A 13,986-nucleotide genomic window follows, 5' to 3' on the forward strand; every position below is an offset into this window, starting at 1 on the left:
AGCCTCACCCGCCCTCGCAGTAATCACCCCCGGGGCGCCGCCACCACGCGGCGCCCCCACCACCCCGGGAGCCAACCCCATGGCCCGCAACATCGGAGCCGACCGCAACGGCGACGTCTACCGCGCCGTCATCACCAGCACCCCGCCCGGCAAGCCGTCGTCGACGTGGCACGAAGGGCCCTACGCCAAGCCGGGCCAGGCCCGAGGCCGCGTCACGTTCTGGACCGGCTACCTCACCGACTCCGAGACCGGCAAGAGCTACGCCACCGGCCACATCGAGAAGGCCACGACCACATGGGAGCGCGTCTGATGGCCCGCCGCACCATGGCCGAGCGGAAACGCCGCGCCGCCGACCGCGACACCCGCCGCGAGAGCCTGCTCGTACTGCTCTCCCGCATCCAGCGAGGCATACCGACCACCCCCGCCGAGGCCGCGCTACTCCGCGCCCACGTTGAAGTCGAGATCACCGAGTCCAACGAGTTGCGCACCACCGTCGCCGGGCAGCAGACCGCCATCCAGCGCCAGGCCGCCCAGCTCAACGCCGCCCACGACGCCATCCGCGAAGCCGAGCAGGCCGCCGCCGACTACCGCGAGCAGCTGCACATGTACCGGGCCGTTGAGGAGCAGCGCCAGGCCGAGCACCGGCAGGCCATTACCCGACTGCTCACCATCCGGTCATACAGCCGCGTTCGCGAGTTCCTCGACGAGCAGACCGCCCACCTCACCACCCCGGAGCCGCAGCCGTGACCGTCACTCTCGCCATCCTGGCCGCGCTCTCCGCCGGATACGGGCTCGGACGCTACCGCCCCGCCCAGCGCATATCGGAGTGGTCCTACTGGCAGGCCCGCGCGCCGCGCCACTCTCCCCGCTGGTGGGCGGTCTGGGTGATCTGCTCCGCCGAAAACATTGGCTGGCTCATCGCCCACCCCGTACAGGGCTGGGACGCGTGGAAGCACCGCAACGACCCGCCACCGCCGAAGTCACCGCCCGTCCGTATCCGCACCACCGACACCACCCCGGAGCCGCAGCCGTGACCACGCCGACCGACACCGCCCGCCACGCCCTCAACGACGCGGCCGACGCCATCGCCCGCCTGCGCAGCGCGCTCGCCCACGCCCACAACAACGCCGTAGGCGCTGTCACCGAAGCCGGGCACCGCGCCGCCAACGCCGAGGCCGACCGCGACCGCGAGGCCGCCGCCCGCGAGCAGGCACAGCAGGACGCCGCCGAGCTGTCCCGGTTGCACCAGAAGGCATGCCGAGCCCTCGACCTCATGCACCACGACCGCGACGCCCACCGCGACCGCACCGAGAAGGCCGAGAAGCAGCTCGCCGCGATGGAGGCCGACCGCAACAAATGGCGGAAGTACGGCACCAAGGAAGCGCAGCGCCTCGCCCAGCTCAGGCGCGACGCCGCCGCCGTCGAGCAGGTCGCCACCCGCGCCCGCAAAGCCGAGCACCGAGCCACCCAGCTGGAAGCCGGCCGGAACATGTGGAAGTCCAAGGCAGAAGCCATCGAGCGCGACCGCGACCGCGCCGAAGCCACGTTGCAGCGCGTACGCGACGTCGACACCCTCGCCGACGCCCTCGCCGCCGTCGCCGAGCACGACGGACTCACCCCCGACGCCGCCCGCACGTCCGCGAACATCGCAGCCGCAGCCGAAACGCCGGCCGCCGTTCAAGCCGAGCGCGACCGCGACCACGCCATCCGACTGGCCGCCGCCGAGCAGGGCCGCACCGAAGCCGTCCGCCGCGCCGAACGGGCCGAGCAGACCCTCGCCGCCATCCGGCACGCCCGCACCCCCGGTGACGCATGGGCGCAGCTCGGCATGCACTACCACCTCACCCCAGAGCAGGCCGGGACCGAGGCACGGAAGTGGCGCACCGTCGCCGGGTTCGCCGCCAAGAAGCGCGCCGAGCAGGCCGAGGCCGCCATCGCCCGCGTGCGAAACCTCGCCGACGTATGGGACGACGCACCCGACCCGCTCGCCCGCGCCATGGCCCGCGACCTCCGCAGCAGCCTTACCGGCCGCGCCGCCGTCGAACGCGCCGAGCAGGCCGAGCCCGTCACGCTCGCCACGCCGTGCGCCAACTCCGACTGCGAGCACCCGCGCAACTGGCACACCCACACCCACGGATGCATCAGCTGTGGGGGCGCGTGCCCCTGCCGAGGTTTCGAGCCACCCACCGCCCGCCCGTGACCGCCACGGCGCCCCGCACCACCGCGGGGCGCCCGCTCGACCAGGAGCAGCCGCCTATGACGACCCTCACCACCCCCATCGCCGCCCAGGCCGCCGACGACCTACGCGCCGTACGCGAGCAGTGGGGCGACCTCCTCGCCGCGATCGGCCGGCCGCCCCGCGCCGAGTGGCCGCCCCGCGAATGCCGCGACTGGGAGCAGACCGCCACCGAGGAGCAGCCGACCGGGCCCACCGTCGGCCGCATGCCGCTCGTGCTCCGCGAGCACCCCGCACCGGCCAACCTCGATGCCCTTGACGCCGCGACCAGTGTTGAGCGGGCCCTGTTTGAGTCGTGCGATGCCGTGGCCGCCGCCGTACAACGCCCCGTGCGACGCCACCTCGTCGGCCGCCCCGCATCCGACGCCACGTACGTACGGTGGGCCGAGGTCGCCACCGACCGCGACGACCCGGCACGGTGGCACTATGCCGCGCCCACGTCGCCCGGTTCCCGCGCGTACGGCCTGCATTGGGCTGCTGTGTGGCTCGAAGGGCGCGCCCTTGGCGAGCAGTCCGGCGACCTCTTCCGCCCCCTGCCGCCACTCGCCGCCGACGACCTCGCCGCCGTCGCCCGCCGCGCCCACGCCCGAGTCGAGCGCGCACTCGGCCGCGACGGACGCCCCACCACCCTTGACCGGCCGTGCCCGTACTGCCGAGGCCAGCTCACCGCGCATACCCGCAGCGGCGACCCGATGGCCGCGACGGTGGTGTGCGCGACCGGCTCGGCGTGCGTCGCGCCCGTGCTGCTCGATCGCGGCCGGCGGACGTGGGCCGGGGCCGATCTGGTCACGCTGTACGTGGCGCTGGAGTCGGCGCAGCACTGAACGGTCGTAGGGGCGTCGGGAGTTGACCGGCGCCCCTTTCTCGTACCCACTTGCGGAACCTAGTACCGTCCCACTACGGTACCTAGTACTGCGAGGCTCCACACCTCGCCCCACACCACGGGAGCAACCCCCATGGAAACCCACGCAGTTCGAGGCGCCGCACACCAGGCCACCGGCCACTACCGCCGCCCCGGCACCCGCGATCTCTACTGTGGACGCCCCGCCGGAGGCCGCAACAGCATCTTCGCGAGCGTCCGCGGGTGGAAGCTGTGCCGATCCTGCGTCAAGGCCGAAGCCCGCGACCGCGCCGAAGCCGCCGCCGTTGCCGAGCAGCACCTCGCCGAAGCGCCGACCGGACCGGCACCCGCGCCCGCACGCCCCCGCCGCACCGAACAGCCCGCGCCTACCTACGTATACGGGGCGCAGCAACTCGTCATCATCGGCCAGCCCCGCCCCGCACAGGGCGCACTCTTTGCCACACGCTGAAAGGACCCCATGAACGACACCCGCCCCACCACGTACGCCCGATTCCGAAGCAGCGTTAAGCAACAGCTGCGCGAGGCAGTGATTGAAGTGCTCGACAGGCACGAGGCGCGGCAGGCCGCCGACCAGAACGCCGTCACATCGAGCACGCTCGCCGACCTCGCCGCCGACTACGACGCCGCCACCACTGATCAAATCCGCGCCCAGATCGCCGTTGGCGTCGCTGAGGGGATCACCCTCGCCGAGGCTGGCACGATCCGACGCGCTGCCAAGGCCATCGAGCTTGGCACCCCCGGACTTATCGTCCGCGCCACCGCCGACGGCATGACCCCCAACGAGATCGCACGCGAACTCGGCGCCACCCCGAGCTACGTCCGCCGCATTCTCCGCGAGAACCCTGGCCTGGTTGCCGACGCCGCCAAGGCGCGCCAGACCGCCACCGACTGACCCACCACATACCGCGGGCCCGCCGCGACTCCACATCGCGAACGGGCCCTCACCACGAACGGGAGCACCCCCGCCATGGCTACGAAGAAGCCTACCCAGACCAAGACCCCGGCCGTTCCCCCGGTCGGCAAACCCCTTACCGTGCGCGTCCAGGACGAGGGCATGCGCGACGACCTCGCCGTAATCATGCGCACCGGCTGCACCGCATCCGATGCCGTACGACAAGCCCTGTACATCGTCGCGAACGCGTACTACGCAGCATGGGACACCGGGCACTACCCGCCCGGCACGACGCCGCAGATCATCGCCCATCAACTCGCCCCATACGACACCACACAGGCCCCTGACCAGGCCGTATGACGCCCACGCGGCACCCGTACGACACGCTGCGCCCCGCTGTACGACACGGCGGGGCGCAGCCGTACGACCGGACGGCCCGAGCGTCGTGCGCGGGGACCGCTGCAACCATTCGCCCACCCCGCCTGTCTCACAGAGAACACCCATCTACGTACGGAGTGCCATCGTGAGACCCGCCGCCGTCCTGCTCACCGCCACCGCGCTGCTCGCCCTCACCGCATGCTCAGTCGAGAGCCACCCGAAGCCCGACGCCACGGCGGCGCCCGAGAAGACTGTCGACCACGCCGCCATCGAGAAGGCCGCCGGGATTCCGCCGGCCCCGACCGGTGACGACCGTGACGCGTACCTAGATGCGATCGCGGCCGTTGACCCGCAGATCATCGTGGACGAGGAGAAGGCCATCGACGCGGGGCGGAACCAGTGCTCCTCGCTCGCGAAGCCGAACGACAAGGTGGATTGGCTCGCGGCGCAGCGTTTCGGCAACGATGCCCGGCCGTTGACGGACGCGCAGGGCAAGCAGCTGAATGAGGCGCTGCGCAAGACGCTCTGCCCGAAGTGACGTTGCCAGCCGTTATCGATCCGTGATCTAATCGGGGCGGCTCCGGCGTGCCCGGAAGCAGGCCGCCCACCGAACGCCCCGTCGCCGACCGCGCCGGGGCGTTTCGCATGCCCAGACGCCGACCGCCGAGGAGGCCCCCATGCTGGACCCTGCCGACATCGAGCACCGATTCGCGTTCCACGCAGCGACCACCAACGAGAAGCGCGACGCTCACACGTCCGTTCGACAGGCGTGCCGACGCCTCGCCGACCACATCAACGAGCAGTGCCCCGACGGCCGCGAGAAGGCACTCGCACTGACCGCCATCGAAGAGGCGATGTTCTGGGGCAACGCCGCCCTGGCCCGCGCCAAGTAGGCGCACCACAGACCACCGCGGCGAGGAGGTGACGCGTGACCAAGCCCCGACCCATCACTGAGACAGACCGGCGAGCCGTCCGCCGCCACCACGCCGCGGGCATGACCCGTAACGCCATCGCCCGGAAGATCAAGCGCAGCCCCTCGACCGTTTCGAATCTGGCCGCCGAAATGGGTCTCACCTTCGACCGCGGGCCCGAAGTCGTCGCAGCCACCGAGGCCCGCCGCATCGACCTCGCCGCACGCCGCGTCACCCTCGCCGAAACCCTGCACGAGGACGCCGAGCGCCTACGGGCGCAACTCTGGGAGCCTTGCACCATCGGCGAGTTCGCGGGCAAGGAAGGCGACTGGCACGAAGCCCACCTCGCCCAGCCGCGGTTCGGCGATCAGCGCGCCATCCTCGGGGCCGCCGGAATCGCCATCGACCGCAGCCTGAAACTTCAGCCCGCACAGGGCGGCGAGAACGCCGACCAGGTAACCAGCATGCTCGGCCAGCTCGGCGCAGCGCTCACGACCGCATTCAGCGACCAGGGCGACCAGGACGACGGAGGCGACGACGGGGGGGTGAGTCGTGCTCCCCCCTGATCTCCCCCTCTCCCGCAAGCAGTTGCGGTCGATCGGCCGCGCAACCGCCCGCATCAACCTGTGGCATGGGTCGGTCCGATCGGGCAAGACGATCGCGAGCCTGCTCGCATTCGTGATCGCCGTCGCGTGCGCCGGGCCGTCGGGCCTGATCATCATCTGTGGCCGATCACTCCAGACGATCGAGCGGAACGTTTTCGAACCGCTCATGGATCCTGCCCTGTTCGGTCCGCTCGCACGGCACATCCACCACACCCGCGGCGCGAGCACGGCAACCATTCTCGGCCGGACCGTGCACCTTGTCGGCGCATCGGATACGAGGGCAGAGGGCCGCCTACGTGGCCTCACCGCGCAACTCGCATACGTCGACGAGGCCACCCTTGTGCCCGAGGGTTTCTGGACGCAGCTACTCGCCCGACTGTCCGTACCGGGCGCCCGCCTGTTCGCGACGACGAACCCGGACAGCCCCCGCCACTGGTTGAAAGTCGGCTACCTCGACCGCGCCGCCGAACTGAACCTGCGGGCCTGGCACTTCCGCCTGGCCGACAATCCGAGCCTGTCACCGGACTACGTGGCCAGCCTCACCGCCGAATACGTCGGCCTGTGGCGCAAACGCATGATCGACGGGGCGTGGTGCGTCGCTGAGGGCGCCATCTACGACATGTGGGACGAGTCCCGCCACGTCGTTGCCGAGCTACCCGAGATGCGCCGCTACTGGTGCGGCATCGACTACGGCACCTCGAACCCCTTCGCCGCAATCTTGCTCGGCCACGGCGTCGACGACCGGCTGTACGTCGTATCCGAGTGGCGTCATGACGGGCGCAGCACGCACCGGCAGATGACCGATGCGCAGTATTCCGCCGCCGTACGGGCGTGGCTGCGCGAGCTCGGCGTCTCGCCGGAGTGGACGTTCATCGACCCGTCCGCCGCATCGTTCTCAACGCAGATGTGGCAGGACGATTATCCGGGCCTCGCCAAAGCGACGAACGACGTCGCCGACGGCATCCGATCCGTGGCCGCTGCTCTCGCGGCCGGCCGACTCCTCGTACACGAATCGTGCGAGGGGCTGCTCGCCGAACTACCGGGCTACAGCTGGGATCCGAAGGCGACCAAGCGCGGCGAAGACAAGCCGCTGAAGGTCGACGACCACAGCGCCGACGCATTGCGCTACGTCGTGCACTCCACCGCGCACGAATGGCGCCACCTACTCACCATGCCGACCACCGAGGAGGCGACCGCAGCATGAGCATGCCCGAGCCCGGGTCACCGTGGCCGCCGCCGCAGATGGCCACCCACTACCGCGAGATTCAGCAGGATGACGCGTGGTACGCAGGTGACCGGCGCCGCCTCGCCCGGTACTACACGCACGCGCCCGAGCGGGAGCAGCGCCGAACCTTGTGGGGGCGCCGGTCGCTCGACCACATGCCGCGCCGCGATCAGCGGTTGCACGTGCCCCTGCCCGGCGATATCGCGTCAACGTCGGCCGATCTGCTGTTCGCGGACATGCCGACCGTCACCGTCACCAACACGGCGACACAGGACCGGCTTACCGAACTGATCGAGCAGGGCCGTGCGCATTCCGCACTGCTGTCTGCCGCCGAGCAGGCCGCGGCACTCTCCGGTGTGTACCTGCGGGTGACGTGGGACCGCACCGTGGCCGAACGGCCGCTACTCACCGTTGTGCAGCCTGACGCCGCCATTCCCGAGTGGTCATACGGCATGCTGCGCGCCGTCACCTTCTGGCGTGAGCTGGACGGCAGCACCGAGCAGACCGTCTACCGGCACCTCGAACGTCACGAGCCCGGATACATCAGGCACGCCCTGTACGAGGGCACCGGGCAGGACATTGGCCGGCCGGTCCCGCTCACCGAGCGCCCCGAAACCGCCGACATCGTTGATTCGCTCGACATCGACGGGGACGGGCAGACGATCAGTACCGGGATCACGGAGTTGACCGCGGCATACGTGCCGAACCAGCACCCGAACCGGCTGCACCGCGGGTCGCCGCTCGGACGCTCGGACTTTGCGGCTCCGCTGTACGACATGTTCGCGTCGCTCGACGAGGTATGGACGTCGTGGATGCGTGATATCCGCCTCGCCCGCGGCCGGCTGATCGTGCCCGCCGGGTACCTCCGCGACGAGGGACCGGGCCGCGGCGCCAGTTTCGACGAGGACCGCGAGGTCTACAGCGAACTCAACATGCCGCCGAACGGCGATGCACAGATCACCCTGTCTCAGTTCCTGATTCGCGTGACCGAGCACCAGCAGACCGCCGAGGCACTGACGCGGCAGGCCGCCGAGTCGGCCGGGTACTCCGCGCAGTCCTTTGGACTGCACGGCGAGGGGCAGGCCATCACCGCGACGGAATCCGACTCCCGCAACCAGCGGAGCATGGTCACCCGGAAAAAGAAAGTGGGGTACTGGCGGTACCCGCTCGCGGACATGCTGCATGTGGTGCTGCTGCTCGATCAGAAGCTCTTTGGGGCGAAGATCGAGCCGGAGCGGCCCCGCGTCGACTTTGGCGACGGAGTAGCGGAGTCTGAGCAGACCACCGCGACCACGCTCGACCTACTCAACCGCGCCGGGGCCGTATCGACGGCAACGAAGGTCAAGATCCTGAACCCGACGTGGGACGACACCGCCATAAAGAACGAGGTCGCCGCGATCCTCGCCGAGACCGGCGCCGCAGCACCCGACCCCGGCAGCACCTACCCCATGTAGGAGGTGACCCGCGTGCCGATCCATCCGGGCATGGTCGAAGACCTTGCCACCGGTACGCGGGACCTGTACGCCGACGCCGAGAACCGGCTACTGCGCATCATCGCCCGCCAGTTGGCGGACGGGTACGACTCCCCGCAGTGGGCAGAGCGCAAACTGTCCGCGGTGCAGGCGCTCAGGCGCGCCTCACAGGGTGTCGTCGACCAGCTCGACCAGGCCGTCACCACCGAGGTATTCGAGGTGACCGCCGAGGCGTACAACGTCGGCCACCGCGCCGGAGTCGCCGAACTCGGCGCACTCTCCGACGACGCCCGCCGACTGGTCGACGACATCACCCCCCAGGCACAGGCCGTCGACCGCCTCGCACAAGAGACCGTCGACCGGGTCACCGCCACCCACCGCAGCATCCTGCGCGCCGTGGTCGACCGGTTCCGGGCGATCGTCGGACAAGTCGCAGCCATGCCGATCCTCGGCACCGGGACGCGTCGACAGGCAGTCCAGCAGGCCATGCAACAGTTTGCCGACGAGGGCATCACCAGCTTTCGCGACCGCGCCGGCCGCCGCTGGAAACTCACGTCCTACGCCGAGATGGCTGTACGTACCGGGGTCGCCCGTGCGGCAACCGAGGCGCACATGCGGACGCTGGAGACCGCCGGCATTGAACTGGTCATCGTCAGCAACGCCCCCCGCGAATGCCCGCTCTGCCGCCCGTGGGAGTCGCAGATCCTCACGATCAGCGGCCCGGACGGGGCCCGTACGGTCGAGGTCGAGCACGCCACCGACGACGACCGCATGGTGCCCGTACGGGTCGCCGGGTCACTCGATGAAGCACGGCGGGCAGGGCTGCAACACCCCAACTGCCGCCACTCCGTGGCCGCGTACACGCCGGGAATCACGCGCCCGCCCGCTCACGGAGGCAGCGACCCCGAAGGGTACGAAGCCGGGCAGCGACAGCGCGCCATCGAGCGGCATATCCGGCGATGGAAAAACCACGAGGCCGCGGCGACGACACCGGAGGCGCAGCGCGCCGCCCGGGCGAAGGTGCGGCAGTGGCAGGGCGCCATGCGCGACCACTTCGCCGCACACCCCGACCTACGCCGTCTCCGCCACCGCGAGCAGCCCGGAGCGTCCAACCTCCCGACGCCGAGCACCGCGCCGCCCGCACCGTACGTACAGGCCGCCCGCGTCCGCTCCGGCGACACCACGACCATGCGCGAGATGACCGACGAGGAGATGGGCGCAGCAATGCGAGCCACGTCTCTTGACGACCGCGACCGGGCCCGGATCGCTGCGGAGCTGGATCGCCGGTATCCGCCCGATCCTCTGCCGGCCCCGGCCGCCACGGGCGACGCGGTCGAGGATCTGCTCGCCGACCGGGCCGCGCTCGATGCGGCCACGGACCCGATGCCCGCCCCGGAAGAGTGGGGCGCCCTCGCAAACGATGCTGCATTCGCTGACGAGTTGGCCGCCGCGATCAAGGCCGCCGAGAAGAAAAGCGGCGAGGCCGAGCCGGTCGAGCGGATGACCAGGGCCAAGGCGCGCGAGATGTACGCCGAGTACGTCTATCGGCAGTACCTCGACGCCGAGGACGCATGCCGCGGCTACCTACTCAACAAGAAGGCGCAGACCGACGGCATCGACCCCATGTCGCTGTTCTCCGGTCCGGCCCGAATCGCGCACGCCCGCGCCTCGGACGAGTTGCGCGAATGGTGGGCGCAGCACGGCCGGTTGACGCAAGCTGAGTTTATTGAGAAGGCGACCGGCCAGCGGCAGCGCTGGGCCGAAGGCGCCCGTAAGAACGAGTCGGACCACCAAAACAAGAGGTGACGCAGTGGGGACGCGCGAGGACATCACACGGGCAGTCGGTGAGGGAGCCGAGGCCGGGCGCCGCGGTGACCCTCCGACCGTATGCCCGTACCCGCGCACGTCGCTGCTCCGTGGCGCATGGGTCCGCGGGTACGCCCGCGCCCGCCCGCTCACCACCGAGGACCGCGCCGAGTAGGCGCACCACCAACCAGCACCACCCATGGGGCCCGCCAGGAGCGGGCCCCATTTGCATGCCCACACGGCCCGCCAGGAGCGGGCCCAACACCGCACCAGGAGTGCACCCATGGAGACCCACGCTTTCCGTCACCCGCTCGCCACCCACGCAGCCGGTACCGTGCTCGGCTACCGCCAGGACGGCCGTCCGATCTTCGCCATCGCCGGAGGCGACGGCACCGGAGAGGGCGGCGGGACCGGAGGTGACGGCACCCAGAGCGGGACCGGAGGCGACACCGGGCAGCAGAGCGGTTCTGGTGGCCAGCCGCAGAGCGAGAGCGGGCAGGCCCCGACCGGTCAGCAGCAGGGCCAGCAGGGTACCGCCGAGCAGGACGAATCCACGCTCCCCGCGTGGGCACAGGCCGCGCTCAAGTCGGCCCGCGCCGAGGCCGGGAAGTCCCGCACCACCGCTAAGGCGAACGCCGCCGAGCAGGCCAAGCAGCAGCTTGCGCAGGAGATCGGCAAGGCGCTCGGCCTGGTGCCGGGCGACACCCCGCCGGACCCTGCTCAGCTGACGCAGCAGCTCACTGAGTCGCAGCAGCAGCACCGACAGACCACGGTCGAGCTAGCGGTGTACCGCACCGCGCGGGGCGCGGGCGCAGATCCTGACGCCCTCCTCGACTCCCGCCAGTTCGCGGCATCGCTCGCCGACATCGACCCCACCGACACCGACGCCATCACCGCCGCCATCAAGGCAGCCGTATCGGCGAACCCGAAGCTTGGCACCGCGCCGGCCGGACCGCCCCGCGGCGGCGCCGACTTCACCACCGCTCAGGGCGGAGGCGTCACCCCCGCCGCGTTCGCGGCCATGGGCTACGCGCAGCGCGCCGCCCTGTTCCAGACCGACCCCGACACTTACCGGCGCCTGTCCGGTACACAGTAAGGAGGGCCCACCGTGGCCACGACCACCGCCGACAAGCTCATCGTCCCCGAAGTCTGGGCCGACATGTCGCAGGCCAAGTTCACCGGCGCCGTGCGCGTACTGAACTCCGGCGCTGTCATGACGGACGACACCCTTGTGGGGCAGCCGGGCGACACGATCTCTTTCCCGAAGTGGGACACCCTTGGCGAGCTGGACGACCTCACCGAGGGCACCGCCATGGGCACCACCGTCATGGGGCAGCGCCACAGCGAGGCCACCATCAAGGAGGCTGGTAAGGCCGTCGAGATCACCGACAAGGCCCTGTTGACCGGCCTCGGTGATCCCCGCGGCGAGGCGCAGCGCCAGTTCGGCATTCTCGCCGCGCGGAAGGTCGACGCCGCGCTGATCGCGCAGGCGCAGGCCGACGAGACCGCGCAGGGTGGCGGCAAGCCGTACGAGTTCACCACGGCCACCGGGAAGACCGCGTTCACGTGGGCCGATGCAGTCGTGCCCGGCCTCGCTCAGTTCGGTGACGAGTGGGATCCGGCCGAGTTCGCCGGAATCTTCATCAACTCCGCGCAGCAGGCGCAGGCGTTCGCCGACCCGCAGTTCACCGACGCGTCGAAGCTGGGCACCGCAACCCCGGTCCTCACAGGTCAGATCGGCGTGGTGGGTGGTCTGAGGATCTTCGTCACCAACCGCATCACGGCGGGCAAGTTCCTGCTGCTGAAGAACAACGCGCTGGGCGCCCTGTACAAGCGCCGGCCGATCGTCGAGACCGACCGCGACATCCTCAAGCGTACGACCGTGATCACCACGAACGTGCACTACGCCGTGAAGCGGCTCGACGACAAGGGTGTGTGTGTTGGCACCCTCGCGACGGGCGCCTGATCAGGAAGGAGGGCGCCGCTGTGCTGCTGCGCCGCTACCACCCGGACATCGAGCCGGACACCGAAGACGACGAGCAGACCGAGGACGCCCCGCAGGCCAAGCCCGCGGGGCGTTCACCGTCCAAGCCCAAGCCGAAGGGGTGAGGTCATGCCCCGTGTGTACGCCACTCCTGAGCAGTTGGCGGAGCAGACGGGGCAACCGGCCCCGCAGGATGCCGCCCGGCTGCTGCGTCGCGCGTCCGAGGACGTCGACGACGCGCTGAAAACTGCCGTGTACCGGACGGACGACGAGGGCATGCCGACGGACCCCGCCATCGTGGCCGCGCTTGCCGATGCCACCGTGGCGCAGGTCGAGTACGTCACCGCGCAGGGCGGGGACGACACCGGAGCCGCCGGGCAGTGGGACAGCGTCAGCATCGGCCCGGTGTCCATGTCCGGTCGCCGCGGCGGGCCCGTCGGCTCGTCCGTCGACATCGGCCCGCGCGCGCTGCGCACCCTGGCACGGGCCGGGCTGCTGCCGGGGGTGATCTGGTGAACGTGCCCACGTGGCTGCTGCCGCATCTGATCACCATCGAGCGGTACCGCGGCGAAGGACCTGTTGGGTCGGTCTACTGGCCGCCGGGCAAACCGGTGCGCGGGCTGGTCTCCGAGAAGGTGCGCACCGTGCGGGACCGGACCGGGGCCGAGGTCACGAGCACCGCTCAGATCATCGCGGCCCCGGATCTCGACTGCCCGGCACAGTCCCGCATCACGCTCCCGTCGGGCCGGAAGACGACCGCACTGCACATCGCCCCGCACACCGCGCCGGGCCTCCCCCTGCCCGAAAGTTCGGAGGTGTTCTGCGAGTGACACAACGCGCACGCCTCACCTGGAACGGCGAGGCGACCATCCGGGGCACCCGCGAGGGCGCCGCCCGCGGTCTGCGGCTTGGCGCCGAACACGTCCTACAAGTCAGCCAGGCCCGCGTCCCGATCGAAGAGGGCACTCTCGAACGCTCCGGAACAGCGACGGTCGACGAGCAGCAGCTAACGGCCGCCGTCGCCTACGACACCCCGTACGCCGTCCGGCAGCACGAGGAGATGGACTACCGGCACGACGCCGGACGCACCGCCAAGTACCTTGAAAAGCCGCTCGCCGAGGAGGCCGCAACGGTCGGCCGGATCATCGCTGCACAGCTGCGGCGGTCCCTCCGATGAGCTACACGGCCGAGATGGTCGAGGGCCTGGCCGAACTCCTCGCCGCGCAGGGCCTCGGCCTGTACGGGCCGTCGGATGAGCCGTACCCCACACAGGGCACGGCGATCGTCATCGGCGTGATGCCCGCAGCCCCGGATGCGGTGCTCTGTCTGACGCCGTACCCGGTCGAGGACACGGGCGGCACTGACGCGATCACCGCTGTGCAGGTGCGGATGCGTGCCGGTCGCGACCCGCGCGACGTCTACGGCCTGGCTGACGCGGTGTGCGACGTGCTGCACGGCCGCGAGGGGTTTCGACTCCGTGGCGTGCCAATCGCCCTGATGTGGCGCCAGTCCGAGGCGCAGCTCGGCTTGGACAGCAACGGCCGTATGGAGCTGACGGCCAACTACTACGCCCGGACTACCCGGGTCACCCCGAACGCTTACGAGTAGGAGAACG

The 13,986-nt window shown here is 70.6% G+C and carries 22 protein-coding genes; all 22 read left to right on the top strand.

Features of this window, described 5'->3' with window-relative positions:
* The first annotated feature begins 79 nt into the window (after window positions 1-79).
* The 22 genes from ACZ7L9_RS02580 (at window position 80) to ACZ7L9_RS02685 (ending at window position 13,979) form a co-directional block, all read left to right on the top strand.
* Window positions 80-310 (top strand): hypothetical protein, encoded by a 231-nt coding sequence (locus ACZ7L9_RS02580; protein WP_471411857.1) that lies wholly within the window; start codon window positions 80-82, stop codon window positions 308-310.
* A complete protein-coding gene (locus ACZ7L9_RS02585) occupies window positions 295-747 on the top strand; it encodes a hypothetical protein (RefSeq protein WP_471411859.1) in 453 nt (150 codons plus the stop codon). The genes ACZ7L9_RS02580 and ACZ7L9_RS02585 overlap by 16 nt, the downstream gene beginning before the upstream one ends.
* A complete protein-coding gene (locus tag ACZ7L9_RS02590; RefSeq protein ID WP_471411861.1) occupies window positions 744-1,034 on the top strand; it encodes a hypothetical protein in 291 nt (96 codons plus the stop codon). Before ACZ7L9_RS02585 ends, ACZ7L9_RS02590 begins: the two co-directional genes overlap by 4 nt.
* Window positions 1,031-2,200, top strand: a complete 1,170-nt coding sequence (locus tag ACZ7L9_RS02595) for a hypothetical protein (protein ID WP_471411863.1) — start codon at window positions 1,031-1,033, stop codon at window positions 2,198-2,200. Before ACZ7L9_RS02590 ends, ACZ7L9_RS02595 begins: the two co-directional genes overlap by 4 nt.
* The gene (locus ACZ7L9_RS02600) at window positions 2,197-3,060 is read left to right on the top strand and encodes a hypothetical protein (RefSeq protein WP_471411865.1); all 864 of its coding nucleotides are present in this window, start codon (window positions 2,197-2,199) and stop codon (window positions 3,058-3,060) included. The genes ACZ7L9_RS02595 and ACZ7L9_RS02600 overlap by 4 nt, the downstream gene beginning before the upstream one ends.
* Before the next feature lie 132 nt (window positions 3,061-3,192).
* Entirely contained in the window at window positions 3,193-3,546 is a 354-nt protein-coding gene (locus ACZ7L9_RS02605; RefSeq protein ID WP_471411867.1) for a hypothetical protein, read from the top strand.
* Between the two features lie 9 nt (window positions 3,547-3,555).
* Window positions 3,556-3,990, top strand: coding sequence for a helix-turn-helix domain-containing protein (locus ACZ7L9_RS02610; protein ID WP_471411869.1), 435 nt, complete (start codon window positions 3,556-3,558; stop codon window positions 3,988-3,990).
* A 75-nt stretch (window positions 3,991-4,065) separates the two neighbouring features.
* Entirely contained in the window at window positions 4,066-4,350 is a 285-nt protein-coding gene (locus tag ACZ7L9_RS02615) for a hypothetical protein (RefSeq protein WP_471411871.1), read from the top strand.
* A gap of 163 nt (window positions 4,351-4,513) precedes the next feature.
* The gene (locus ACZ7L9_RS02620) at window positions 4,514-4,906 is read left to right on the top strand and encodes a hypothetical protein (protein ID WP_471411873.1); all 393 of its coding nucleotides are present in this window, start codon (window positions 4,514-4,516) and stop codon (window positions 4,904-4,906) included.
* 139 nt (window positions 4,907-5,045) lie between these two features.
* Window positions 5,046-5,261, top strand: coding sequence for an Acb2/Tad1 domain-containing protein (locus ACZ7L9_RS02625; RefSeq protein ID WP_471411875.1), 216 nt, complete (start codon window positions 5,046-5,048; stop codon window positions 5,259-5,261).
* Between the two features lie 35 nt (window positions 5,262-5,296).
* Window positions 5,297-5,845, top strand: a complete 549-nt coding sequence (locus tag ACZ7L9_RS02630; RefSeq protein ID WP_471411877.1) for a helix-turn-helix domain-containing protein — start codon at window positions 5,297-5,299, stop codon at window positions 5,843-5,845.
* A 22-nt stretch (window positions 5,846-5,867) separates the two neighbouring features.
* A complete protein-coding gene (locus tag ACZ7L9_RS02635; RefSeq protein WP_471411879.1) occupies window positions 5,868-7,088 on the top strand; it encodes a PBSX family phage terminase large subunit in 1,221 nt (406 codons plus the stop codon).
* Window positions 7,085-8,563, top strand: coding sequence for a phage portal protein (locus ACZ7L9_RS02640; RefSeq protein ID WP_471411881.1), 1,479 nt, complete (start codon window positions 7,085-7,087; stop codon window positions 8,561-8,563). The genes ACZ7L9_RS02635 and ACZ7L9_RS02640 overlap by 4 nt, the downstream gene beginning before the upstream one ends.
* 12 nt (window positions 8,564-8,575) lie before the next feature.
* The gene (locus ACZ7L9_RS02645) at window positions 8,576-10,387 is read left to right on the top strand and encodes a phage minor capsid protein (protein WP_471411883.1); all 1,812 of its coding nucleotides are present in this window, start codon (window positions 8,576-8,578) and stop codon (window positions 10,385-10,387) included.
* Between the two features lie 4 nt (window positions 10,388-10,391).
* Window positions 10,392-10,562: an Rmf/CrpP fold protein gene (locus tag ACZ7L9_RS02650; RefSeq protein WP_471411885.1), complete on the top strand. Its 171-nt coding sequence runs from the start codon at window positions 10,392-10,394 to the stop codon at window positions 10,560-10,562.
* A gap of 108 nt (window positions 10,563-10,670) precedes the next feature.
* Entirely contained in the window at window positions 10,671-11,483 is an 813-nt protein-coding gene (locus ACZ7L9_RS02655; RefSeq protein ID WP_471411887.1) for a hypothetical protein, read from the top strand.
* Window positions 11,484-11,495: 12 nt separating this feature from the next.
* Window positions 11,496-12,353, top strand: a complete 858-nt coding sequence (locus tag ACZ7L9_RS02660) for a phage major capsid protein (RefSeq protein ID WP_471411889.1) — start codon at window positions 11,496-11,498, stop codon at window positions 12,351-12,353.
* Window positions 12,354-12,373: 20 nt separating this feature from the next.
* Window positions 12,374-12,496: a hypothetical protein gene (locus tag ACZ7L9_RS02665; RefSeq protein ID WP_471411892.1), complete on the top strand. Its 123-nt coding sequence runs from the start codon at window positions 12,374-12,376 to the stop codon at window positions 12,494-12,496.
* Window positions 12,497-12,500: 4 nt separating this feature from the next.
* Window positions 12,501-12,887, top strand: coding sequence for a hypothetical protein (locus tag ACZ7L9_RS02670; protein WP_471411893.1), 387 nt, complete (start codon window positions 12,501-12,503; stop codon window positions 12,885-12,887).
* Complete coding sequence (locus ACZ7L9_RS02675) at window positions 12,884-13,201, top strand: hypothetical protein (RefSeq protein WP_471411895.1); 318 nt, start codon at window positions 12,884-12,886, stop codon at window positions 13,199-13,201. Before ACZ7L9_RS02670 ends, ACZ7L9_RS02675 begins: the two co-directional genes overlap by 4 nt.
* Entirely contained in the window at window positions 13,198-13,548 is a 351-nt protein-coding gene (locus tag ACZ7L9_RS02680; protein ID WP_471411898.1) for a hypothetical protein, read from the top strand. Before ACZ7L9_RS02675 ends, ACZ7L9_RS02680 begins: the two co-directional genes overlap by 4 nt.
* Entirely contained in the window at window positions 13,545-13,979 is a 435-nt protein-coding gene (locus ACZ7L9_RS02685) for a minor capsid protein (protein ID WP_471411900.1), read from the top strand. Before ACZ7L9_RS02680 ends, ACZ7L9_RS02685 begins: the two co-directional genes overlap by 4 nt.
* Window positions 13,980-13,986 lie beyond the last annotated feature (7 nt).

It is taken from the genome of Streptomyces sp. NPDC111516, from assembly GCF_055635345.1.

Excerpts from the sequence above, each read along its gene's own strand:
- ACZ7L9_RS02580 (WP_471411857.1), top strand. The coding sequence starts at position 80 with ATGGCCCGCAACATCGGAGCCGACCGCAACGGCGACGTCTACCGCGCC.
- ACZ7L9_RS02585 (WP_471411859.1), top strand. The coding sequence starts at position 295 with ATGGGAGCGCGTCTGATGGCCCGCCGCACCATGGCCGAGCGGAAACGC.
- ACZ7L9_RS02605 (WP_471411867.1), top strand. The coding sequence starts at position 3,193 with ATGGAAACCCACGCAGTTCGAGGCGCCGCACACCAGGCCACCGGCCAC.
- ACZ7L9_RS02610 (WP_471411869.1), top strand. The coding sequence starts at position 3,556 with ATGAACGACACCCGCCCCACCACGTACGCCCGATTCCGAAGCAGCGTT.
- ACZ7L9_RS02615 (WP_471411871.1), top strand. The coding sequence starts at position 4,066 with ATGGCTACGAAGAAGCCTACCCAGACCAAGACCCCGGCCGTTCCCCCG.
- ACZ7L9_RS02625 (WP_471411875.1), top strand. The coding sequence starts at position 5,046 with ATGCTGGACCCTGCCGACATCGAGCACCGATTCGCGTTCCACGCAGCG.
- ACZ7L9_RS02640 (WP_471411881.1), top strand. The coding sequence starts at position 7,085 with ATGAGCATGCCCGAGCCCGGGTCACCGTGGCCGCCGCCGCAGATGGCC.
- ACZ7L9_RS02655 (WP_471411887.1), top strand. The coding sequence starts at position 10,671 with ATGGAGACCCACGCTTTCCGTCACCCGCTCGCCACCCACGCAGCCGGT.
- ACZ7L9_RS02670 (WP_471411893.1), top strand. The coding sequence starts at position 12,501 with ATGCCCCGTGTGTACGCCACTCCTGAGCAGTTGGCGGAGCAGACGGGG.
- ACZ7L9_RS02685 (WP_471411900.1), top strand. The coding sequence starts at position 13,545 with ATGAGCTACACGGCCGAGATGGTCGAGGGCCTGGCCGAACTCCTCGCC.